Source organism: Micromonospora sediminimaris, from assembly GCF_016863575.1.
GTDB lineage: Bacteria > Actinomycetota > Actinomycetes > Mycobacteriales > Micromonosporaceae > Micromonospora > Micromonospora sediminimaris.
Genome location: NZ_BOPD01000016.1, coordinates 21,735 through 43,645 on the forward strand (window position 1 = coordinate 21,735; position 21,911 = coordinate 43,645).

18 protein-coding genes, 1 tRNA gene and 1 riboswitch are annotated in these 21,911 nt (G+C 70.3%); of the genes, 6 read left to right on the forward strand and 13 right to left on the reverse strand.

The window, feature by feature from the left end:
• Window positions 1–100: 100 nt before the first annotated feature.
• The 3 genes from Vse01_RS13995 to Vse01_RS14005 all read right to left on the reverse strand — a co-directional run bounded on the left by Vse01_RS13995 (window position 101) and on the right by Vse01_RS14005 (window position 1,969).
• On the reverse strand, window positions 101–1,021 hold the full coding sequence (locus tag Vse01_RS13995; protein WP_198413248.1) for an SH3 domain-containing protein: 921 nt from the start codon (window positions 1,019–1,021) through the stop codon (window positions 101–103).
• Window positions 1,022–1,149: 128 nt separating this feature from the next.
• On the reverse strand, window positions 1,150–1,686 hold the full coding sequence (locus tag Vse01_RS14000; protein WP_093409157.1) for a phosphoribosyltransferase family protein: 537 nt from the start codon (window positions 1,684–1,686) through the stop codon (window positions 1,150–1,152).
• A 212-nt stretch (window positions 1,687–1,898) separates the two neighbouring features.
• A tRNA-Gly gene (locus tag Vse01_RS14005) sits at window positions 1,899–1,969 on the reverse strand.
• Between the two features lie 348 nt (window positions 1,970–2,317).
• Between Vse01_RS14005 and Vse01_RS14010 the strand changes: the two genes are divergently transcribed.
• On the forward strand, window positions 2,318–3,322 hold the full coding sequence (locus Vse01_RS14010) for a zinc metalloprotease (RefSeq protein ID WP_170863580.1): 1,005 nt from the start codon (window positions 2,318–2,320) through the stop codon (window positions 3,320–3,322).
• Window positions 3,323–3,390: 68 nt separating this feature from the next.
• Here the strand turns inward: Vse01_RS14010 and Vse01_RS14015 are convergent, their stop codons facing one another.
• A complete protein-coding gene (locus Vse01_RS14015) occupies window positions 3,391–3,927 on the reverse strand; it encodes a pyridoxamine 5'-phosphate oxidase family protein (RefSeq protein ID WP_093409162.1) in 537 nt (178 codons plus the stop codon).
• A gap of 77 nt (window positions 3,928–4,004) precedes the next feature.
• Between Vse01_RS14015 and dcd the strand changes: the two genes are divergently transcribed.
• Window positions 4,005–4,583 carry a dCTP deaminase gene (gene dcd / locus Vse01_RS14020; protein ID WP_093409429.1) on the forward strand — a complete coding sequence of 193 codons (579 nt, stop codon included), beginning with the start codon at window positions 4,005–4,007 and terminating at the stop codon, window positions 4,581–4,583.
• 86 nt (window positions 4,584–4,669) lie between these two features.
• Here dcd and Vse01_RS14025 read toward each other — a convergent pair whose 3' ends face one another.
• The 4 genes from Vse01_RS14025 to Vse01_RS14040 form a co-directional block, all read right to left on the reverse strand.
• Complete coding sequence (locus Vse01_RS14025; RefSeq protein ID WP_093409431.1) at window positions 4,670–5,704, reverse strand: NlpC/P60 family protein; 1,035 nt, start codon at window positions 5,702–5,704, stop codon at window positions 4,670–4,672.
• A 74-nt stretch (window positions 5,705–5,778) separates the two neighbouring features.
• Window positions 5,779–5,912, reverse strand: a riboswitch (cyclic di-AMP (ydaO/yuaA leader).
• A gap of 192 nt (window positions 5,913–6,104) precedes the next feature.
• Entirely contained in the window at window positions 6,105–7,115 is a 1,011-nt protein-coding gene (locus Vse01_RS14030; RefSeq protein WP_170863586.1) for a C40 family peptidase, read from the reverse strand.
• A gap of 250 nt (window positions 7,116–7,365) precedes the next feature.
• Window positions 7,366–9,561 (reverse strand): (Fe-S)-binding protein, encoded by a 2,196-nt coding sequence (locus Vse01_RS14035; RefSeq protein WP_093409167.1) that lies wholly within the window; start codon window positions 9,559–9,561, stop codon window positions 7,366–7,368.
• 275 nt (window positions 9,562–9,836) lie between these two features.
• Window positions 9,837–10,103, reverse strand: coding sequence for a cell division protein CrgA (locus tag Vse01_RS14040; RefSeq protein ID WP_093409169.1), 267 nt, complete (start codon window positions 10,101–10,103; stop codon window positions 9,837–9,839).
• A gap of 223 nt (window positions 10,104–10,326) precedes the next feature.
• On the opposite strand from Vse01_RS14040, the gene Vse01_RS14045 reads away from it, so the two are divergent.
• The 4 genes from Vse01_RS14045 to Vse01_RS14060 are packed head-to-tail and all read left to right on the forward strand — an operon-like array spanning window position 10,327 to window position 14,744.
• The gene (locus Vse01_RS14045) at window positions 10,327–11,136 is read left to right on the forward strand and encodes a DUF881 domain-containing protein (RefSeq protein ID WP_093409171.1); all 810 of its coding nucleotides are present in this window, start codon (window positions 10,327–10,329) and stop codon (window positions 11,134–11,136) included.
• 7 nt (window positions 11,137–11,143) lie between these two features.
• The gene (locus Vse01_RS29350) at window positions 11,144–13,783 is read left to right on the forward strand and encodes a class E sortase (protein ID WP_232511399.1); all 2,640 of its coding nucleotides are present in this window, start codon (window positions 11,144–11,146) and stop codon (window positions 13,781–13,783) included.
• 2 nt (window positions 13,784–13,785) lie between these two features.
• Window positions 13,786–14,088: a hypothetical protein gene (locus Vse01_RS14055; protein ID WP_093409173.1), complete on the forward strand. Its 303-nt coding sequence runs from the start codon at window positions 13,786–13,788 to the stop codon at window positions 14,086–14,088.
• Window positions 14,089–14,093: 5 nt separating this feature from the next.
• On the forward strand, window positions 14,094–14,744 hold the full coding sequence (locus Vse01_RS14060; RefSeq protein WP_093409436.1) for an aminodeoxychorismate/anthranilate synthase component II: 651 nt from the start codon (window positions 14,094–14,096) through the stop codon (window positions 14,742–14,744).
• A gap of 174 nt (window positions 14,745–14,918) precedes the next feature.
• Here the strand turns inward: Vse01_RS14060 and Vse01_RS14065 are convergent, their stop codons facing one another.
• The 5 genes from Vse01_RS14065 to Vse01_RS14085 all read right to left on the reverse strand — a co-directional run bounded on the left by Vse01_RS14065 (window position 14,919) and on the right by Vse01_RS14085 (window position 21,908).
• Complete coding sequence (locus Vse01_RS14065) at window positions 14,919–15,590, reverse strand: DUF2690 domain-containing protein (protein ID WP_170863581.1); 672 nt, start codon at window positions 15,588–15,590, stop codon at window positions 14,919–14,921.
• Between the two features lie 127 nt (window positions 15,591–15,717).
• Window positions 15,718–17,544 (reverse strand): Stk1 family PASTA domain-containing Ser/Thr kinase, encoded by a 1,827-nt coding sequence (gene pknB / locus Vse01_RS14070; protein ID WP_093409177.1) that lies wholly within the window; start codon window positions 17,542–17,544, stop codon window positions 15,718–15,720.
• Window positions 17,541–18,917: a serine/threonine-protein kinase gene (locus Vse01_RS14075; RefSeq protein ID WP_093409180.1), complete on the reverse strand. Its 1,377-nt coding sequence runs from the start codon at window positions 18,915–18,917 to the stop codon at window positions 17,541–17,543. Before Vse01_RS14075 ends, pknB begins: the two co-directional genes overlap by 4 nt.
• A 1-nt stretch (window position 18,918) precedes the next feature.
• Entirely contained in the window at window positions 18,919–20,424 is a 1,506-nt protein-coding gene (locus Vse01_RS14080; protein WP_093409183.1) for a peptidoglycan D,D-transpeptidase FtsI family protein, read from the reverse strand.
• On the reverse strand, window positions 20,421–21,908 hold the full coding sequence (locus Vse01_RS14085) for an FtsW/RodA/SpoVE family cell cycle protein (protein WP_093409185.1): 1,488 nt from the start codon (window positions 21,906–21,908) through the stop codon (window positions 20,421–20,423). Before Vse01_RS14085 ends, Vse01_RS14080 begins: the two co-directional genes overlap by 4 nt.
• Window positions 21,909–21,911 lie beyond the last annotated feature (3 nt).

Here is a 21,911-nt window from a genome sequence, read left to right on the forward strand (position 1 = left end):
ACGATGGTACGCGGAGGCAGGTCACACCGCGGGGCACGGCAAGGGGCCCGGCCCCAGGGTCTTCCCTCGGACCGGGCCCCCGTGCTGCCTCGACCAGCTCTCACATGAGAGCTTCGACGGCGGCCGGCGCCCGGGTCAGCGTCACCGTGGTCGGTGCGAGTTCGACCTGGACGATCTCGCCCTCGTAGTTCGGGTCGTTCGCCCAGGCGCTGCCGGTCACCTCGACCTTCCCCTTCTGGAACGGGGTGGTGCCCGTCGGGTCCGCCGTCGCGGACCACTGCGCCGTCTCACCCTCGACGCAGTCGACCCGGCCAGTGAACGGACCACGGATGATGACCTTCTTCTTGACCTGGGTGACCAGGCCACTGAGCTGCACCGTCGCGTCCGCGTTGCAGGCCACGGTGCCGTGCACCGTGGCCTTGCCGTTCAGCTTGCTGAAGACGCCGTCCGCCGCCGGCGTGACGGTGAACTCCAGCGGGGCCGGCGGCGGCGGATTGCCGATCACGACCCGGCCGCGCAGAGCCGGCTCGCCGCCCTCGCAATGCTGCTCGAAGGTGGCGTCGAGGCGCTCCACGTACCCGTGCGGGCCGAACGCCACGTCGGCGACCACGAACGAGCCGGTAATCGTGTTGCAGCCCCGGCCGTTGCCACTGATGTCGATGCCGGCGCCCGCACCGCTGAACGGCGCGCGGGTGGCTTCCGGGTAGTCGCCGACGGCCAGCTGCTGGCCGGCCGGCGCCTTGAGCTCCATCGACCACCAGTCACCGTTACTGCCGTTGATCGACAGGTAGACCCCGCGAAGCTGATCGTCGGCGCGAATCGACAGCTGGTCTCCCGCCCCGGCGTCGTAGCTGTAGGTGGCGCCGCCGGTGACCCAGTCGCCGGGATCCCCGGTCATCGTGAAGGTGCCGGCCGTCACCGGCTCGGCCTGGGCTGCGGCCGCCCCCGTGAGCAGGCCGGTCGCGGTGACGACGCCCGCAAGGAGCGTCGCCGCGATGGCCCGACTGGTGCGCATGGTCATGGATGCCTCGTCTCCCCGAGTTAGGCGCTTTCTCGCCTCGCCGGGGAGAGCCTAGGAACGACGAGCCGGGCGCGTGGTCCCACCGATCAAAGTGGACAGTTTGCCCCACGCGCGAGCGGTCGGGCCCTCTAGCCGGTCCACACCGGCAACTCATCGGCCCGCACCAGGCTCATCACAGTGCCGAGTGCCGCCCGCCGATCATCACGGAGCTGATCGACCAGAACGCTGCACCCTACCCAGCTGCTGCCGCACCGCTCGACCATCTGTCTGGTGGTGAGCGCCTGGCTGCCTGTCTCAATCCAGTCGTCCACGAGCAGAACCCGGTCGTGTGATCCGAGTGAGGATCGCTGCAAGCGCAGGGTGTGCGACCGTTGGCGGTAGTCCGGTTCGGCTGCCGCTGTGATCTTGTCGCCGGGAAACAGCCCGTCACGCTTGCGCACTGGGATGAACCCGACGCCCAACTCCAAGGCCGCAGCGCCCCCGAGAAGGAACCCCCGGGACTCGATCCCGCAGATGGCTGTGACATCCGAGTTCCTGAACGGCTCGACCAGACCTGCGACGACCTGGCGGAGTGCCTTGGCGTCGCGGAATATCGCCCACACGTCAGCGTGGCCCTCGATCCATCGGAAGTGCTTCAGAAGCAGACCACGTGCGGAGGCGGACATGGTGGGATTGTGGCTGCCCAGCCTCGCGACGATCAACGCGATAGCGTCGATGCGGACCGGTGTGTCGGGAGGCGGAGACCCGATGCCCCTGCCTTGTACAGGTCAAGACTGCTGTCCGCCGATGCCCGCCGTGGCCCGTCGGCCGCTCGTGGCCCAGGAAGGGTCGAAGGCCCTGGTTGGGACTGGCGTCCTGACCAGGGCCGTTCGCACGGAGCGGGTGACGGGAATCGAACCCGCACTGTCAGCTTGGGAAGCTGATGTTCTGCCATTGAACTACACCCGCAAGCGGCACCACTCTACCCGAGCCACCCCGACCGACGCACCCAGGCCCCACCGGACGACGAGTCGCCCGCCGAACGTCCCGTCCGCGCAACTTCCCCGAACCTGCTGCATGAAGACGGGTTGGAGGCGGCAACATCCCCGAAGGTGCACGGGATCTTGGCGGCTGTCGACGTGCGGGGCCGGCGCGGGGCGGGCGGGTAGGCCCGGGGGCGGGGCGGGGCGGGAGAAAAGTTTCATCGCCGCAACATATGGCCATGTTCAAATCTGTCTATCGGTTGTAACGTCTGCCCCACGTTTTCCACACGACGCGACACAACCCCCGGTCGCGTCGCCAGAAAGAGGTGGGCATATGGGACTGCGTCCCGTCCTGCTGAACCGGCGCATGGCCGGCATCGCATCGACGTCACTCGCGCTGGCGCTCGGCGTGGCCACGGTCGGCCTACTGCCGGCCGCGACCACGACCGCGAGCCCGGCTGCGGCCGCCGTCACCGCCGACGAGGTGTGTGAGGATCCGACGGGCACCCTGGCCCGGGCCAAGGCTGGCGGTGCCGCCGGGCACGATCCGAACCAGCTGACCCTCGCCCAGGTGCATCAGCGCGAGGCCGAGTTCGCCGACATCCTGCAGGAGCGAGCCAAGCGAGTCGGCCAACGTACGCTGAACGCCCAGGCCGCTGCGGCCTCGGTAACCATTCCGGTGGTGGTGCACGTGATCCGCCGGGACACGACCCGGGCCGGCGGGAACATCCCCGACTCGATGATCCAGTCCCAGATCAACGTGCTCAACCAGTCGTTCAGCGGCGCGACCGGTGGTGCCGCGACCGCCTTCGCGTTCCAGTTGCAGAGCATCAACCGGGTGACCAACTCGTCGTGGTACCCGATCCGACAGGGCTCGTCGGCCGAGCGGCAGATGAAGACCCAGCTGCGCCAGGGCAGCAAGTCGACGCTCAACATCTACCTCGGCGCGCTCAGCAACAACCTGCTCGGCTGGGCGACCTTCCCGCAGCGCAACCTGAACGTGATGGACGGCGTGGTCGTGCTCAGCGAATCCCTGCCCGGTGGCACCGCCACCAACTACAACCAGGGTGACACCGGCACCCACGAGGTCGGCCACTGGCTGAACCTCTACCACACGTTCCAGGGTGGCTGCTCGGGCAGCGGTGACCAGGTCGGGGACACCCCGGCCGAAGCCTCGCCGGCAAGCGGCTGCCCGACCGGCCGGGACACCTGCTCCAGCCAGGGCCTCGACCCGATCACCAACTTCATGGACTACTCGTACGACGGCTGCATGTACCAGTTCACCCCCGGCCAGGCCACCCGCATGATCAACGCCTGGAACTCCTACCGCGCGGCATAGCACCAGCGCAGCACCGCGTACCGCAGGTGCCGGCTCCGTCGGACGGGGCCGGCACCTGCGCATGTGGGTCAGGCGGCGCGGCGGTGATGCCTCCCGGAGTGGGCCGGCACCGGGCGTACGGCCTGAGGCGCGACACCGGCCGGGTCGAGCCAGACCTGGACCGCCGGACTGGACGCCAACTCGCTCGGCCCGCCCACCGACTGCTCGCGCCGGGCCAGCATTGCCACGTCGACCGTGAACTCGAAGAGGCGCCAGTCGGCGTGCGGGGCGGCCCGCGCGGCGAGCGCCAACCGGGCGACCGTGGCGTCGTCGGTGACTGGCCGGGCGCGTCCGGCGACGTACGCCTCGTCGTCGCTCTCCTCCGGCGGAAACGAGTGCAGCGCGTAACGACCGTCGCGTTCCAGGTCGCGCCGCTTCGGTGAATCGATCACGAAGCAGTAGAGACCGTCGTCGGTGATCACCGGAGAAACCGGGTGCACCCGGGGCCCGCCGTCGGCACGAACCGTGGCCAGGTAGCCGAAGCCGGGGCCGTACTGCTGCATGAGAAGGCGGATCCCGTCGGCGAGTCGAGGCTCGTCAGCGGCGAATTCGGTCCAGGAAGCCATGCCGACATCCTATCGAACACACGTTCGAAGCGGGTAGTCCGACACGCGTGTCACATACCGGCAGCTATGGTGTGGCGATGCTGCTCTCCGACCGTGACCTGGTGTCCGAGATCAAGGCGGGCACCCTGGCGCTCGAACCGTTCGAGCCCACGCTGGTGCAGCCCTCCAGCATCGACGTACGACTGGACAAACTGTTCCGGGTCTTCAACAACCACCTCTACACCCACATCGACCCGGCGACCCGACAGGACGACCTCACCTCCGCCGTCGAGGTGCCCGACGGCCAAGCGTTCGTGCTGCACCCGGGCGAGTTCGTGCTCGCCTCGACGCTTGAGGTCATCTCGCTGGGCGACCAGCTCGCCGGCCGCCTCGAAGGCAAGTCCAGCCTGGGACGTCTCGGCCTGCTCACCCACTCGACCGCCGGCTTCATCGATCCCGGCTTCTCCGGTCACGTCACCCTGGAGCTGTCCAACGTGGCCAACCTGCCGATCACCCTCTGGCCGGGCATGAAGATCGGGCAGCTCTGTATCTTCCGGCTCTCCTCGCCGGCCGAGCACCCGTACGGCTCGGCCGTCTACGGTTCCCGTTACCAGGGCCAGCGCGGCCCGACGCCGAGTCGCGCCTGGCAGAGCTGGCGCACCTGGCCCACCCGCTGACACCGCAGGGTCGCTGCGGGCGATGATTCACTGCCCGTGCCGCGCCGCCGGAACCGTAAGGGCCCGACGTCGTACGCTCCGAAGCCTCAGCCCGGCCGGCCGAAGCTGTGCACCGGGCCGCTGTCCAGTCGCTTCATCTTGACCGGCTGACCCGCCCGGGAGGCGTGCACCACCCAGCCACCACCGACGTACATGCCGACGTGGTGCAGGTCCCGGTAGTAGAAGACGAGGTCGCCGGGGCGCAGCGCGCCGCGACTGACCGACGCGGTGACCCGGCGCTGCCTGGCCGCGTTGTGCGGCAGTGCGACACCGGCCCGCGACCATGCGGCCAGCGTCAGCCCGGAGCAGTCGTACGCGTTCGGCCCCTCGGCGCCCCAGGAGTACGGCTTGCCGATCTGGGCGCAGGCGAAGGTGACCGCCTCACCGGCCGGTCCGCCGGGGTAGCTGGCCGGACAGGGCGCCGGCCGCAGCGGGCCACCGCCACCCTTGCCGTACGCCCGTAGCCGGAGCCGCTGCAACCGGTCGATCTCGGCGTCGATCCGTCGCCGCTTGTCGGCGAGATCGGCCTCGGTGCGGGTGAGCTGATCGATGGTGTGGTCCAGCCCGGCCTTGGCCGCGGCGAGTTCGTCGCGCAGTTCACTCGCGTGCCGGACGTCCTGCTGCTGCACGCGCGCATACCGGTCGAGCAGGCCGAGTTGCTCGACGACCTCGCCCGGCGACCGGCTGCCGAGCAGCGCGTTGACGGCCCGCACCTGCTCGCCCTTGTAAGCGCCGGCAGCGAGCTTGCCGACCCGGTCCATCGCCTGGTCCACCTGGCGTTGCAGCGGCGCGATCCGAGCGGCCAGCGCGTCCGCCTCCCGCCGCTTGCCGGCCAGGTCCTGCCGGGTGGCGTTGTGCTGTTCGATGACGGGTTCGAGCCGGTTCCAGTCCTCGTCGATCCGGCGCTCGATGTCGGCGACCGTGGGGTCGGCCCAGGCCGCCGCCGCACCGCCGGTCAACATCACGGCGGTCGCGGCCAGGGCGGCGGGGATGCAGCGGTACCAGCGGAAACGCGGCGCTGCCGTCGGCCGGCCGGGCAATCCCGGACGCGGTGACGGCGGCCGCGGGGCATGGTCTGCCACCGGGCTCAGCACTCCTTCTTCCCATACCGCCTACCGGGTCAGGCCCTGTGTCGGAGTCTGGACTCCGCCTCGGCTCGACCGAGGACTTCGACACAGGGCCTAGCTGACGGGTTCGGGCGGGAAGGGGCGCCCTACCGTGCCCCGCACGGATTCACCCCGGGTACCTGGTTCCCCGGCTCGCTCACGAGCGATTCGGCGGTGTCGGACCGTTACCGCCCCGGATGGACGGATCTGCCAGCGGTCGACGATTGCCCAGCGTAGGGACGATCAGCGTCGATACGCAACACAACCACACCGTCACTGTGGGTGCTGACATCCGACAATGGCGAGGGCCCCCGTCGACTTGACCGGGGACCCTCGGGAGATCCTGTGCGACCGCTCAGCGGACGCTGGTGGCGGCTCAGCCGGGTCGGCGGAAACCGGCGAGCGGCATGGTGGTGATCGGCGAGACGTTTACCGGCTTACCGGCTCGGGCCGCATGCACCATCTGGTTGTTGCCCAGGTAGAGCCCCACGTGGTGCAGGTCGCTGAAGAAGAAGACCAGGTCACCCGGACGGGCGTCGGACCGCGAGATGGCCTTGCCCTCGTTCCACTGTGCGCCGGTGAAGTGGGTGAGCGAGATGCCGGCAGCCCGGTAGGCGTACTGGGTCAGACCCGAGCAGTCGAACGAGTTCGGGCCGGTGGCGCCCCACACGTACGGCTTGCCGACCTGGGCGCATGCCGTACGGATGGCGGTGCGAGCGGCATCGCTGACCACACCGTTGATGGTCGGGCAGTTGGTGGTCTTCACCGTGGTCACCGGCAGCGACCGTTCGAGCCGCTTGATCTCGGCGTCGATCTGCTTCTTCTTCGCCGCCAGCTGCTTCGCCTTCGTCTCCTGGTCGGCGATCAGGGCGTCGAGCTTGGCCTTCTGGTCGTCGTACTTCTTGCGGATCTTCATGACACCTTCGAGCTCGCGGCGCTCCTGCGACGCGAGCCGGTCAAGGAAGGCCATCTGCTCGCCGAGCTCGTTCGGCTTGGAGTTGAGCAGCACAACACCGATCTCCTTGGACGGGCCGGTGATGTAGTACCGGGAGGCGAGATCGGCGACCCGGTTCATCGCCAGCTCGGTCTCCAGAGCCAGCGGCTGGATCTTCTTCTCCAGGCTCTTCGACTTCTGCTTGTTGACCCGCAGCTGGGAGCGCACCTTGTTGTACTGCTCGATTGTGGGTTCCAGCTTCTCCCACTGCTTGTCGATCTGGGCCTCGATCTCGTCGACCGAGGGTTCGGCGTACGCGGGGGCGGCGAGCAGGCCGGCACCGACCGCGGCGGCGGCGACGAGGACGACCAGCCCACGGGCGGCCCTACGCAGGCCACCCGGACGGGATCGCCCTGGCGCACGACGATGGAGGGGCATGGTTGCCACCGGCAGCGTCTCCTTTGCAGCCGACCACCGGGCGTCCCGCGAGCGGTAAGGGGCGGGGACAGACGACCCATGGCGGTCGGTGCCCAACATTAGGGAACGGTAGGTGGGGAATCAAGGCGACCAACGGCTCATTCACCTTTGCGCGACGGTACGCACACAAAGGGTGTCGACCAATTCGTTACAGTTACGCACGTCAATTGAAAACCGGGCGGGCGGCACTGGTTGAGGTGCCGCCCGCCCGCTGCATTGAGGGCGGTCAGCCGGCCACCGGCGTGCTGTCCCCGGTGCCGCCGACCCGCTCGGGCTTGACCGACCGGAGCAGGACGCTTGCCACGTCGATCACCTCGACCTGCTCGCCGGCACCCTTGCCGTTGACCCCGTCGCTGAGCATTGTCGAGCAGAACGGACAGCCGACGGCGACCGTCCTCGCTCCGGTGGACATGGCCTCCTCGACCCGGTCCACGTTGATCCGCTTGCCGATGCGCTCCTCCATCCACATGCGGGCGCCACCGGCACCGCAGCAGAAGGAGCGCTCGCTGTTACGCGGCATTTCGGTCAGCTCACCCTCGATGGCGCTGCCGAGCACCTCGCGCGGCGGCGTGAAGACCCGGTTGTGCCGCCCCAGGTAACACGGGTCGTGGTAGGTCACGCCGCCGTCGACCGGCTGCACCGGGGTGAGCCTGCCGGTGGCGACCAGGTGGGCCAGCAACTGGGTGTGGTGCACCACCTCGAACTCACCGCCCAGTTGGCCGTACTCATTGCCCAGCGTGTTGAAACAGTGCGGGCAGGTTGCGACGATCTTGCGCTTGGCCTTCTCCCGACCCTCGAACGCTTCGTTCAGGGTCTCGACATTCTGTTGCGCGAGCATCTGGAAGACGAACTCGTTGCCGATCCGTCGGGCCGGGTCGCCGGTGCAGGTCTCCCCCTCGCCGAGGATGGCGAAGGAGACCCCTGCCTCGTTCAGCAGGGTCGCGACGGCCCGGGTGGTCTTCTTCGCCCGGTCCTCGAACGCACCGGCGCAGCCCACCCAGAAGAGGTACTCGAAGTCCTCGACCTCGCCGACCCGGGGCACCTCGAAGTCGAGCCCCTTGGTCCAGTCCTCACGGGTGTTCTGCGGCGCACCCCACGGGTTGCCCTTGTTCTCCAGGTTGCGCAGCATCACGCCGGCCTCGGAGGGGAAGCTGGACTCGATGAGGACCTGGTAGCGACGCATGTCGACGATGTGGTCGACATGCTCGATGTCCACCGGGCACTGCTCGACGCAGGCGCCGCAGGTGGTGCAGGACCAGAGCACGTCGGGGTCGATCACGCCGCCGGCCTCGGCGTCGCCGATCAGCGGCTTCTCCGCCTCGGCGAGGGCCAGCACGTCGACGTGGGCGAGCTGCGCGGCGGTGGCCTTCTCCTCACCGGTGAGGTCCTTGCCGCCGCCGGCCAGCAGGTAGGGCGCCTTGGCGTACGCGTGATCCCGCAGGCTGAGCACCAGCAGCTTCGGCGACAGCGGCTTGCCGGTGTTCCACGCCGGGCACTGCGACTGGCAGCGGCCACACTCGGTGCAGGTGCTGAAGTCCAGCAGACCCTTCCAGGTGAACTGCTCGACCTGGGCGACGCCGAACTGGTCGGACTCCGGGTCGGCCTCCTCGAAGTCGAGCGGCTTGCCGTCGCTCATCATCGGCCGCAGCGCGCCGAGGCCGGAGCCGACCGAACCCGGCTTGCGCTTGAAGAAGATGTTGGGGAAGGCCAGGAAACGGTGCCAGGCGACCCCCATGGTCACGTTCAACGAGATCACGATGACCCAGGCCATCGAGATCGAGATCTTGACGAGCGCGGCGACGCTGACGCCGGAGTCCCAGGCTGGCAGCAGGGCACCGACCGCGTGACTGAGCGGGGTGGCCCAGGTGGGGTACTCGAAGTGGTCGGTGGCCACCTTGAAGCCGCGGATCAGAAAGCCCATGACCAGTACGGCGAGGACGACCGCCTCGACGAAGTAGCCCTGCCACATGGTGGAGCCGGTGAACCGCGACCGACGTCCCGCCCGATTCGGCCGGTTCGCCAGCCGGATCCCGATCAGGACGCCGATGCCGACAACGCCCAGAATTCCGATCCACTCGGTGACCAGCCCGTAGAGGGTCCAGCCACCGATCAGCGGCAGCCCACCGGTCGGCGAGACCACCTCGAAGTACGCCTCGAGCACCAGCAGCGACAGCACGATGAAGCCGACCATCACGAACCAGTGCGCCGCGCCCACCACGCTCCAGCGGAGCATCCGGGTGTGCCCGGCGGTCTCCGCCAGCATGGTCCTGGTGCGGCTGACCTTGTCGCCGGAGCGGGTCGGATCGGGCTGACCCAGCCGGATGACGGCCACCATCTTCGAGACCGCGCGTACCGCAAGCCACACCGCGACAGCGGTGATGGCGGCCGCGAGGATCGTGGTGACGATCTGGACGCTGCCCATTCGAGTTGGCCTCCCGGTCTGCTGCCTGTCGAGCGGCTCGGCGACCGGGGCGTCGGTGCGATCGTCGACCCACGCCGCCGCACCTCAACCTGATCGGTCGATGACCTCGCTCCGCTCGGTCATGCAGTGCAGCCTACGCGCAAGGTTACCCAGCAGTAACGTGAGTCATCTCGCACCGGGGCCACGCTGCCCTGCGCACACCTTAGGAGGCCGACGGCACCGCCGCTCGGGCGGGCCGCCGGTGGCGCCGGACAGTCAGGGCGTTGAGCTGCGGGTCAGCGCCAGCGGGAAAGCACGATCAGGGAGGCGACCATCGCGCCGAACCCGACCGCCAGGTTCCAGTACCCCAGCTCCATGACCGGGTACTCCTGCTCGGAGAGGTAGTAGACCACCAGCCAGCCGATGCCGAAGACGATCAGCGACACCGCCAGGACCGGCAGCCACACCGGGCTGGGCTTGTTGGTGGCCGCGGTCGTCGCCGTCGGGCGGACGTCCGTAGGCGGGGTGTACACCTTCTTCTTGCGGACCTGAGACTTGGGCACGGCGCTCTCCAGAGGGGTTACGACCTCGTCCGGCCTGACAACCGGGCGCGAGGGCGACGGTCCATGGCCAATAATGTTCGACAGCTAGCGTAGTCCGGAAGACCCGTCCGATCCACGAATGAGGTGAGACCGGTACCGGGCAGCACCGGAAAACCGGGCAGCACGGCCGGCGCCCCGCCCACACCGGGTGGCGTCGGAGCGCGATGACGAGGGAGACTGACCCGTGGAGTACACATCCGGCGCAGCGTCGTGGCAGAAGGCGCTGCGACGACTCGTCGCCGTGTTGCTGCCACGACGGCCACGTCAACGCCGGCCATTCTGGTCGGTAGGCGTACCGCTGATCGCCCTGGCGGCCGGCCTGCTCTTCACCACGACGGCCACGACGGCGGGCGGCACCGCTCTGCGCGAGGACCGCCGACCCCAACTGACCGAGCTGATCGAGGACCGCCGGGCACAGGTGGCGGCGAACGAGGAGCGGGCCGCCACGCTGCGCGGGGAGTTGGAGAACCGGACGGCCGTCCTGGCCAACTCCGACGGCCCGATCAGGGAACAGCAGCAGCGGGCCAACGCCAGTCGGGCCGCCGCCGGCTTCACCGCCCTCACCGGTACCGGCCTGACCGTCGAGCTCAACGACGCACCGCAGCTCAGCAACCTGCCCGAAGGGGCCTCCAACGACGACCTGGTCGTCCATCAGGGCGATGTGCAGGCGGTGGTCAACGCGCTCTGGGCCGGCGGTGCCGAGGCGATGTCAATCATGAACGTGCGCGTGCTGGCGACCAGCGCGGTACGCTGCGTGGGTAACACCCTGCTGTTGCACGGCCGGGTGTACTCCCCACCTTTCAAGATCGTAGCAATTGGCGACCCCGCCGTACTCCGGCAGGCCCTCGCCGCTTCCGAGGGAGTCCGGTGGTTCAGGGACGCGGTCGACAACTACCAACTCGGTTACTCAGAGACCCCAGGCACCGTCACGGTGCCCGCCTTCGAGGACTCCACCACCCTGCGATCAGCGACGGTGCCGGCGGTGCCGCAGTGAGCGCGCGGTGAGCCCGCAGTCCGACGGTCGGCACCGCGACCAGACCGACGAGCCCACCGCCTTCATCCCCAAGGTCGAGCGGGGTGGGTCCACCGACGCCCGCACGACGGGGTCCTGGCCCGACCCGGTGCTACCCACCCGATCCGGGCCGTCCCAGGCACCGCACGATCCGCGGCCGACCGCGGCTCCGCGTCCGACCGATCAGGCTTCGGCCGAGGGTCGACCGCCGGACGGCCAGCGGCCGACCAACTCCGGCCGCTTCGACGGTGCCGCCGAGACCACCTCGCCCGTCGGCGGCCGGTGGGACGCACCAGCGCCGACGGACCCACCTGCCCGGACCGCTACCACGCCCGGCGTACCGACCGGCTGGAGCACACCTGCCGGGCCGGAGCGGACCACCGCGCCGACGGCCGACCGTCGGGGTGCCGGCCCCCGCCAGGAGCAGCCGACCGCACCCGGACGTTGGGACACCGCCCCGGCCACCGACCGCCGGGCGAACCAGTGGGACGCTGCGGCGGCCACCGGGCGTAGCGCCAACCAGTGGGACCCGGCACCGAGCGGGCAGCGTGCGGTGGATCCCGACCGTACGGCGAACCAGTGGGACGCAGCGCCGGGTCCAGCTCCTGAGGCCGCCGGCCGGCAGCCGGACGCGGCAACCAACGACCAGTGGCAGGGCGTACCCCTGCCGTCGGGTCAGCCGGACATTCCGGTGGGGCCCACGCCGTGGCGCGGAGCCTTCCAGCCGTCCCGGAGCGCGGGCGACCCGGAGCAGCGAAGCAGCACCCGCCCGGCCGGCACGGACGCCGGTCACGCCGGAACCGGTCACCCGAGTGTTACCGGCACCGCCGGCCGGCCGGGGTGGACGGGCCCGGCCGACACCGCGGCCCGGCCGGGCGTCGGTCAGACCGCCGGCACCCCGCCGCCCTGGCCCGGTGCCCGAGCCCAGGAGCCCGGTCCGAACGGGCCCGGCACCGGAACGGCGCAGCCCAACGGCGGCCCGACCTGGCCCAACGGCGAGCAGCCGAGACAGTCCGCCGGGACCACGCAACCTGCCACTGTGCGGCCGGCCACGCCCCCGGCACCGCACGCGCCGCGTCCCGGTGCCGGGCAGCCTGCCGGTGCAGCGCCGGCACTGCACCCGCCGTACGCCGCCGGACCGGCGAGCAACAGCGGCCCGGCGCGGCCGCCTGATCCCGGACAGCCGGGCCCGTACATCCCGGCGACGCAGCCGGCGCAGGCTGGCCAGAACAGCTCGGCACCGCAAGTGTCACGCCCTGAGCCGACGGGCCAGGACCGGCCCGCTGGCATCGGGCCGGCGTACCCGGTGCCTGGTCAGCCGCCGGCCACACCGTCCCGGTCGGCTGAGGGGCGACGCTCGCCCGGTGTCGAGCCGCCACGGCAGTCGGACCATGCACCCGGCCAGAGTGACTGGTCCGGTGAGGGGCCGACCGCGTTGATGCCCAAGGTCCGCGACAGCGCCGGCTCGGCGAACGGCGGCCCGGGGACGGTGCCGACCAGGGGAACCCAGGCGACGAACGGCCAGCCCGCCGCTGCGACCGTCCCGGGCAGCCCGGCGGCCACGGACCGTCCGGTCACCTCCGCCTCGGGTCAGCAGACCCGCCCGGCGGCACCCGGCCAGCCGACGGCACCGGGGCAAGCGTCCGCACCTGGCCAGCCGACGGCACCGGGGCAAGCTTCCGCGCCGAGCCGATCGGCCGACCCGGCGGCGACCGCCCTCATCCCGGCGGTCACCGGGGCGCGGCCGAACGCCGCACCCGCACTGGACTCGACCGCCCTGATGGGTGCCGTACCCCGGCCGCCCAAGAGCGAGGAACCGTCCGACGGTGCCGACCAGCCCGCCGAGGCACCGAAGCCGCGGCGCGGTGACCGGGTGGTGCAACTTCGCCCCCACCAGACGGGCGAGGGCTACAAGAGCGTCTACTCGGAGCTGACCCGCCCGTCGCTGTGGTCGAGGGTGCGTACCGGTCTGCGGTTCAGCGGCGAGCTGCTGATCACCTTCGGCCTGGTGGTGCTGCTCTTCGCCGGCTACGAGATCTGGGGCAAGTCGGCGATCGTCGACGCCCACCAGGGCGAGCTGAGCGAGCAACTGGCCCAGGCGTGGGCACCCGAACCGGTGACGGACCCGACGGTGTCGGCGTCGGCCAGCCCGTCCGCCAAGCCGAAGCCGGCGGTACAGGGCACGCCGATCGCCGGCCTCTACATTCCGAAGTTCGACAAGGAATGGATTGTGGTCGAGGGCGTCGGCCAGCAGGACATCCGGTATGCGCCGGGCCACTACCCGGACAGCGCCATGCCGGGCCAGGTGGGCAACTTCTCGGTGGCCGGGCACCGGAACCGGGCCACCTTCTGGCGGCTTGACGAGTTGCGCGAGGGCGACCCGATCCTGGTCGAAGGCCGCAACGAGTGGTATGTCTACCAGGTGACCGAGAGCCTGATCGTCAAGCCGACGCAGGTCGAGGTGGTGGCGCCGGTGCCGGGTCGGCCGGGTGAGAAGCCGACCAAGCGAATGCTGACCCTGACCACCTGCAACCCGAAGTTCGACAACTACGAGCGGCTGATCATTCACGCCGAATTGACGCGTACCCAGCCCAAGGCCGAGGGACGCCCGGCGGAGCTGGGGACCTGACCATGTACGCCTGGATCTGGCGCAAACTGCCCTTCGGGCTGCCCGGCAAGCTCGCCGGCAGCCTGCTGCTCGCCACCACGATGGTGGCGCTGCTGTGGTACGTGGTGTTTCCCTGGGCGGAGCCGCTGCTGCCCTTCGACGACGTGCAGGTCACCCAGGACGACTCCGGCGTACCGAGTGCGCCGGAGGGCGACGTCGGGCCCGGGGGCGACGGCGCGGTCGACGACGCGCCACCGGGCGACGAGCACGATCTGCCGTACGACACCGACCGGAACAACAGCCCACCGCCGGACGAGGACGAGTGAGCCCGATGCGTGTCCTGGTGATCGACAACTACGACTCGTTCGTCTTCAACCTCGTGCAGTACCTCGGCCAGCTCGGTGTGGAGTGCGAGGTACGACGTAACGACGAGATCGAGGTGGCCGAGGTCGGCCGGGTCGGCGCGGCCGGCGTCCTGCTCTCCCCGGGTCCGGGTACGCCCGACCGGGCCGGCATCTGCCTCGACGTGATCCGCAAGTACGCCGGCAAGCTGCCGATCTTCGGAGTGTGCCTGGGTCATCAGGCCATCGGCGAGGCGTTCGGGGCGACTGTCGCCCGCGCCCCGGAGCTGCTGCACGGCAAGACCTCGGAGGTCCGGCACGACGGCACCGGTGTCCTCGCCGGTCTGCCCGACCCCTTCACGGCGACCCGTTACCACTCCCTCGCCGTGCTGCGGGAGACCCTGCCAGCGGAGCTGGAGGTGACCGGCTGGACGGCCTCCGGGATCGTGATGGCGATGCGGCACCGCACGCTGCCGATCGAGGGCGTCCAGTTCCACCCCGAGTCGGTGCTCACCGAGGGCGGCCACCTGATGCTGGCCAACTGGCTCGCCGCCTGCGGCCACCCTGACGCCCTGGAGCGCGCCCCGGAACTGGCCGCCGAGGTCGACGCCCGCCGCCGCGCCGCCTTCGCCACCACCTGAGGGTCAGGTCGACCACCTTCCCATCCGGGCGACGACATCCGGGACCGCCGCGGGGATCGCGGCGGTCCCGGATGCGACCGGCAAATCGCCTGGCTGCTGGTGCCGTGGGCCTAGCTGTAGCTTGTGCGGTGGCCAGAAACGTTCACCGGGCCGCCAACCTTCCTGGACACCGCACTAGTAACGACTGGTGCAGGACCAGATCGACGGGCCACCGATCTGCGTGTCATAGCAGGCCTTGTAGGTGTAGCCCGCGTCGTCGAGCATGGCGGTCCAGACGTTGGTGCCGTTGAACCGGCCGTCGTAGTTGTAGACCGAGAGGCGGAGATTCCCGTTGGCGTAGTACCCGAAGCCAGCGATTGAGGTGTAGCAGCAGCCGCGGCTCCACGCCGTTCGACAGGTCGGGCTGTATCGCAGCTCGACTCGCGAGTCGTAACCGTTGTACTTGCTGTAGATGGTGACGGCGTCGGTGCTGCAGTAGGCGTAGTTTGACGGGCCTCCCGGCATCGGTGCCAGGAACGACGCGGGATCCTTGCCGTCGCAGGCCGAGCCGCAGGCGTCGCCGACGGCGAGCGTGGAGCGGAGCGCCCGGACGGCGGCCGGGTCCGCGATGGTCTCGACGCTTCCGTCGGCGTGCCGGACGGTACGGCTGGGCAGGCTGACCTCCGCCCGGCCGTCCCGCTCCTTGGCGATGGCTTCCTCCCGGGTCGGCTTGGCGGGTTCGGCTGACACGACGGCAGGAGAGGCCGCCGCGTCCGACGGCCCGGCCGCCAACGACTGCCCAGGTGCGACAAAGAGGAGCGGGATCAGGGCGGCGAGCAGTAGGGATGCGCGGACAGGTTTACGCATGAATGGAACCCCCGTGCTGTGATGCGGTCGCCACGACTTGTGACGGGCCAATATCATCACGACAGAGAGCATTCGTCAACATACTTAAATATTCGGATGGAGCCGAGCTTCCCGAGGCTCTACCCCGTCACTCTTCGGACAGGCGGAACGGGCTGAAGGAGGGCAGGAGCCCGCCGCCGCCACCCTCGTCGTCATCGTCCGGCGGGGGCGTGGTGGGAGCACCGGTCGTCGGCGGGGTCTGGCTCGGCGGGTCCGGGTCCTCCTCCGGCTCCGGCACCGACACGATGATCTTCACCGTGCTGCCCTTGGTGCGCTCGGCGTTGCCGTTCGGGCTCTGGTCGACCACCCGCCCGGCCTCATCCGCGGGGCGCTCCGGACCCAGCTCGGTCTCGACGTCGAAGCCGGCGCGTTCCAGGGTCCGCTCCGCCTCCGCCTGGGACAGGCCGACCACCGACGGCACCGTCGCCACGTTGCCCTTCGACACGGTGAGGATGACCTCGGTGCCCTCCGCGACCTTCTCGCCCGAGGGCGGGTTGACCTTCAACACCTGCCCCTTGGACGCCGCGTTGTCATCCTCCTCGACCTTCACCTTGAGGTTGAGGTTCTCGAGCTGCGTCTGGGCGGCCTCCTGCGTACTGCCGACGAGGCCGTTCGGGATGGTCACCTCGGGCTTGCCGCCGCAGATGTTTACGGTCACCGTGCTGTTCGGTTCCGCCCGCTCGCCGGGGGGCGGGGACTGGTTGGTGACCGTCCCCTCCTTGCAGTCCGAGGTGAACTCCGGCTCGCCGCGCGCCGGCACGAAGCCGTCCCGCTCGATCTGGGCGAACGCCTCGGCCTGGGTCAGCCCGGTGACCGTCGGCACCGCGACGTCCTGGGGCTCGTCGCGCTGGTTCAGCAGCAGGGCGGCGACCAGGGCGATCACCGCGAGCACGCCGAGCGCGGCGAACGTGGCGATCAGCCAGGACGACGCCTTGCGCTGGCGCGGATCACCCACCCGGGCGGGAATCTGCCGGGTCTGCGTCGCGCCCCCCGTCGGGTAGCCGGGGTGGCCGGCCGCGGCCATGGCCACGGTCTCGTCCTCGCGCATCACCGGGGTCGCCAGCACCGGCCGACCGGCTGCCGCGCGGAGCAGATCCGCCCGCATCTCTCCGGCGCTCTGGTAGCGGTTCAACGGGTTCTTCGACAGTGCCTTGAGCACGATCGCGTCGACCGCCGGGTTGACGTCCGGGTTGAGGTCGCTCGGGGTCGGCGGAGCCTCCCGCACGTGCTGGTACGCCACACTGACCGGGCTGTCGCCGACGAACGGCGGATGTCCGCAGAGCAGCTCGAAGAGCACGCAGCCGGCGGCGTACACGTCGGAACGAGCGTCGACCGCCTCGCCGCGCGCCTGTTCCGGGGAGAGGTACTGCGCGGTGCCGATGACCGCGCTGGTCTGCGTCATCGTGGTGGCGCCGCTGGCCAGCGCCCGGGCGATGCCGAAGTCCATCACCTTGACCTGGCCGGTCTGGGTGAGCATCACGTTGCCCGGCTTGATGTCGCGGTGGATGATGCCGTGCCGGTGACTGAAGTCCAGCGCGGCGCAGATGTCGGCGGAAATCTCCATCGCCCGCCGAGGCTGCAACCGGCCCTCGGCGCCGAGCACCTCCTTCAGCGTGCGCCCGTTCACGAACTCCATCACGATGAACGGCAGCGTCTCGCCGGTCGGCGCCTGCTCCTCGCCGGTGTCGTAGACCGCGACGATGGCCGGGTGGTTGAGCGAGGCGGCGTTCTGCGCCTCCCGCCGGAAACGCATCTGGAAGGTGGCGTCGCGGGCCAGGTCGGCGCGGAGCATCTTGATCGCGACGTCCCGACCGAGCCGCAGGTCACGACCGCGATGCACCTCGGCCATGCCGCCGTACCCGAGCAGCTCGCCGACCTGGTACCTGCCACCGAGCAGGCGGGCCTGCGCTGTCATCGCGTCTGTCGTCCTTCGCTCGTCGTCGTCACGTCGCCGCCCATCCGGGGCTGATCCAGTCGACGGTACGCCGTATCGACCAGATCGTCTCGCCCGTCAGGCCGCAGCGCGTCGGACGTCACCGTTGGCACGGAAACCCCATCCGGCGTGCCCGCGCCGATGTTGTCCCGCAGTTGGTAGGAAATCACGCCGGAGCAGATGAGGACCAGTGCGCCCAACATGATGGCCAGGAAGACCATGCCGGATCGTGACCGTCGAGGCACCGGGCGTGACGGTCCGGGCTGCGGAGCGTACCCGGGCGGGACCGTGGCCGCGCCACGCGGATAGCCGGCGGCGGCCGGTGCCACCGTAGTGGGACGGTGCGGGGCCGCCGGCGGACGGGCCTGCGGATGAGCCGGCGGCGGTCGGTGCCCGACGGCCTGCGGGTGCGCCGGGGCCGGGGAGTGTGGGGCCGCGACCGGACGCGGCGGCTGCGGAACCTGCGCCCGGCCCGGCGCCGGCGAGGCCGGCGCGGCGGAGATCGGTGCGGCCTGCCCACCGGCTCGGGCCTGCCGGGACAGCGCGGTCTTCAACTGCCGTGCCGCTCCGGCCAGCGCGGCGGCGCTCGGCCAACGCTCCTTCGGGTCCTTCGCCAACGCCCGCTCGACAAGCGCGCGGACCTGGGGCGGGATGTCGGAGGGCAGCGGCCGGGGTGTCTCCCGGACGTGTCGCATCGCGATGTCGAGCGGGTTGTCACCCTCGAACGGCCGCCGTCCGGCGAGGCACTGGTAGGCGACCACGCCGAGCGCATAGACGTCGGAGGCGGGGGTGGCGACCTGGCCGGTGGCCTGCTCCGGCGAGATGTACGAGGCGGTGCCGAGCACCGAACCGGCCGCGGTGAGCTGCCCGACCAGGTCCGACCGGGCGATGCCGAAGTCGGTGAGCACAAGCGTGCCGTTGGGGCGGACCAGCAGGTTGCCGGGCTTCACGTCCCGGTGCACGATGCCCTTCACGTGCGCGGCGTGCAGCGCGTCCGCCGCCTGGGCGACGAGCGCCATGGTCCGCGCCGGGGTGAGCCGGCCGACCCGGCTCAGCGTGGCCGAGAGGGGGTCACCCTCCACGTACTCCATCACCAGGAAGGCGATGTGCTGGTCGTTGCCGAAGTCGTAGACGTCGACCACACCCGGGTGGTTGATCGTGGCCATGGTGCGGGCCTCACCGCGGAACCGCTCGGCGAATCCGGGCTCGTCCAGCAACGCCGGAAGCAGGCTCTTGACCGCCACCGTACGACCGAGCACCTGGTCGGTGCCGCGCCAGACGTCACCCATGCCGCCGCTGGCGATCCGCTCGTCGAGGCGGTAGCGGTTACCGAGCTGCACACCCGGACTGAGCATGTCAGCGCCCCCCGGGCTCGGCGATGGCGGCCCGCATGATCTGACCGGCGATCCGGGCGGCCTCGGCGCTGCCGCCGCTGCCGGCCTCCTCCAGGACGACGCAGACGGCGGAGATCGGCTTGCCCTCGGAGTCGAGGACGAAGCCGATGAACCAACCGTGGTCGGGGCGGTCCGGCGCGGACTGTGCGGTGCCGGTCTTGCCGCCGACGGTGTAGCCGTTGATCCGGGAGTTCCGGCCGGTGCCGTTCTCCACCACGCTGACCATCATGTCTCGCAGGTCGGCGGCGACCTGACCACTCACCGGCCGGCGCAGCTCGCGCGGGTTGGCGGTGTCGTAGACGGTGGTGCGGTCCGGTGCCAGCAGCTGACGCACCACGTACGGCCGCATCTGGCTGCCGCCGTTGGCCACCGCTGCGGCGATCATGGCGCCCTGCAACGGGGTCATCCGCACGTCACGCTGCCCGATGGAGGACTGCGCCAGCGCCGCCGGGTCGGGACTACCGTCCGGGTTCTCCATGCTGCCCGTCCGGCTGGCCGCCACGCTCAGGCCGCCCTCGCCGAGCCGGCCGACGGTCAGGTCCTCCTGCTCGAAGCCGAACTGCCGGGCCTTCTCCTTGAGCACGTCGGGACCGAGCTGGCCGCCGAGCTTGGCGAACCCGGTGTTGCAGGATTCGGTGACCGCGCTCATCAGGGTCACCTGCGACTCGGGGCAGATCGACGGCGCGGCGTTGCCGATCGGCTCGCTGGAGGTGGGCGGGGTGTAGCTCGACCCGGCCGGAATGTTCGTCTCCTTGGTGATCCCGTTCTCCAGCGCGGCCGCGGCGACCACGATCTTGAAGGTGGAGCCCGGCGGCAGCACCTCGCCGATCGCCCGGTTCCGCAGCGGACGTCCCGCCTCCTGTTCGAGCCGGTTGTACGCGGCCGTCGCGTCGTCGGTGTCGTGGCTGGCCAGCGGGTTCGGATCGAAGCTGGGGATGGAGACCAACGCCTGCACCGCCCCGGTGGCCGGGTCGATGGCGATCGCCGCGCCCTTGTTCGCGCCGACGTTGTTGCCCCGCAGCTCGTCGTACGCGGTGTCCTGGGCCCGCTTCGACAGGGTCAGCAGCACGTTGCCGCCGGCGGTGGTGTCACCGGTCACCATGTCCCGCAGCCGGTTGACGATGAGCTGGTCGCTAGTGCCGGCGAGGAAGTCGTTCTCGGCGCGCTCCAGACCGGTCGCGGAGCCGTTGACCGGCTCGTACCCCAGCACGTGGGCGTACTTTTCCCCACCCGGGTAGGTGCGCAGGTACTTCAGCTCGCCGTCGGTCTCCTTGCTGACCGCCAGGGCGGTGCCACCGGCCTCGATGTTGCCCCGCTTCCGGTCGTACTTGGCGACCTGGACCCGACCGTTGTAGTCGCTGGTGCGGTACTCGTCGGCCTTGTACGCCTGGATCCAGTTCAGGTTGGCGAAGAGCAGGCCGAACAGGACGATGACGACGACGCCGACCCGACGCAGGGGTGCGTTCACGGCTTGATCACCTCCGTGGGGGCACCGTGCAGCTGCTCGGGCGGGCCGGACGGGCGGGTCACCTTGCCACCGGCACCGTCGACCGGCCGGCGGCCGGCGTCGGAGACGCGCAGCAGCACCGCGATGAGCAGCCAGTTCGCCATCAGCGAGGAGCCACCGGCGGAGAGGAACGGCGTGGTCTGACCGGTCAGCGGGATGAGCTTGCTGATCCCGCCGACGATCACGAAGACCTGGAGCGCGAGGGTGAAGGCCAGGCCACCGGCGAGCAGCTTGCCGAACGAGTCCCGGACCGCCAGGGCGGCCCGCAGGCCGCGCTCGACGATGAGCAGGTAGATCACCAGTAGCGCGGAGAGGCCGAAGAGACCGATCTCCTCACCGATGCCGGCGAAGATGAAGTCGTTGCGTACCTCCGGTAGCAGCAGCGGCTGACCGCCGCCCGGACCGGCACCGAACAGCCCGCCGGAGCCGAGCGCTAGCAGCCCCTGCACCAGCTGGTAGCCGTCGTCGTACGGCTGGGCGAAGGGGTCGAGCCAGATCTGTGCCCGCAGGTAGAAGTTCGCGAACGGACCGCCCACCGCCTCGCCGAGCACGTACGCGAGGTAGGCGCCGCCGAAGAAGAGGACCAGGCCGATGAGCAGCCAGCTGACCCGCTCGGTGGCGATGTAGACAGTGGCCACGAACATGCCGAAGTAGAGCAGCGAGGTGCCCAGGTCCTTCTCGAAGACGAGGACCAGCAGGCTGATCACCCAGACGACGAGCACCGGGCCGAGGTCGCGCCCCCGCGGGAAGTCGATGCCGAGAAACCGGTGACTCGCCAGCGACAGCACCTCGCGCTTGCGCACCAGGTAGTAGGCGAAGAAGACCAGCAGGGCCAGCTTGGCGAACTCGCCGGGCTGGATCGAGAAGCTGCCGATGCGTACCCAGAGCTTCGCACCGTTGATCTCGGAGATGCTGGCCGGCAGCACCGCCGGCAGCATGACCAGCACGATGCCCGCCAGACCCAGGGTGTACGCGTACCTGGAGATCGACCGGTGGTCGCGCATCAACGCCAGCAGCCCGGCGGCGAGCATCACCGAGATCAGCGTCCAGGCGAGCTGCCGGCCGCCGATGCCGGCGAAGATGGCCAGGTCGGCTCGTTCCTCAGGGGCCGCATTGGCCAGGTCGAGCCGGCGGAGGAAGCCGACTCCCAACCCGTTGAGCAGGGCCACCGCCGGTAGCAGCGCCGGATCGGCGAAGGGCGCCAGGAACCGGATCACCAGATGCATGCCGAGGAACACCGCGGTGAGCGTGGCGGCCGGCACCCAGAAGCCTGGCGTGACCGTGTCGAGCACGTTCGCCTCGACCATCGCGCCGTACGCGGCGACCAGCGCCATCGCCAGCAGGAGCAGCGACAGCTCGGCGTTGCGGCGGGACCGCGCCATGCGTACGCCGGGTCGCTCGCCCGTGGTCGCGGGCGAGGATGCCGGGGTGGCCGCTGCGGTCACGAT

Excerpts from the sequence above, each read along its gene's own strand:
- Vse01_RS13995 (WP_198413248.1), bottom strand. The coding sequence starts at position 1,021 with ATGACCATGCGCACCAGTCGGGCCATCGCGGCGACGCTCCTTGCGGGC.
- Vse01_RS14000 (WP_093409157.1), bottom strand. The coding sequence starts at position 1,686 with ATGTCCGCCTCCGCACGTGGTCTGCTTCTGAAGCACTTCCGATGGATC.
- Vse01_RS14010 (WP_170863580.1), top strand. The coding sequence starts at position 2,318 with ATGGGACTGCGTCCCGTCCTGCTGAACCGGCGCATGGCCGGCATCGCA.
- Vse01_RS14015 (WP_093409162.1), bottom strand. The coding sequence starts at position 3,927 with ATGGCTTCCTGGACCGAATTCGCCGCTGACGAGCCTCGACTCGCCGAC.
- dcd (WP_093409429.1), top strand. The coding sequence starts at position 4,005 with ATGCTGCTCTCCGACCGTGACCTGGTGTCCGAGATCAAGGCGGGCACC.
- Vse01_RS14035 (WP_093409167.1), bottom strand. The coding sequence starts at position 9,561 with ATGGGCAGCGTCCAGATCGTCACCACGATCCTCGCGGCCGCCATCACC.
- Vse01_RS14055 (WP_093409173.1), top strand. The coding sequence starts at position 13,786 with ATGTACGCCTGGATCTGGCGCAAACTGCCCTTCGGGCTGCCCGGCAAG.
- Vse01_RS14060 (WP_093409436.1), top strand. The coding sequence starts at position 14,094 with ATGCGTGTCCTGGTGATCGACAACTACGACTCGTTCGTCTTCAACCTC.
- Vse01_RS14065 (WP_170863581.1), bottom strand. The coding sequence starts at position 15,590 with ATGCGTAAACCTGTCCGCGCATCCCTACTGCTCGCCGCCCTGATCCCG.
- pknB (WP_093409177.1), bottom strand. The coding sequence starts at position 17,544 with ATGACAGCGCAGGCCCGCCTGCTCGGTGGCAGGTACCAGGTCGGCGAG.
- Vse01_RS14075 (WP_093409180.1), bottom strand. The coding sequence starts at position 18,917 with ATGCTCAGTCCGGGTGTGCAGCTCGGTAACCGCTACCGCCTCGACGAG.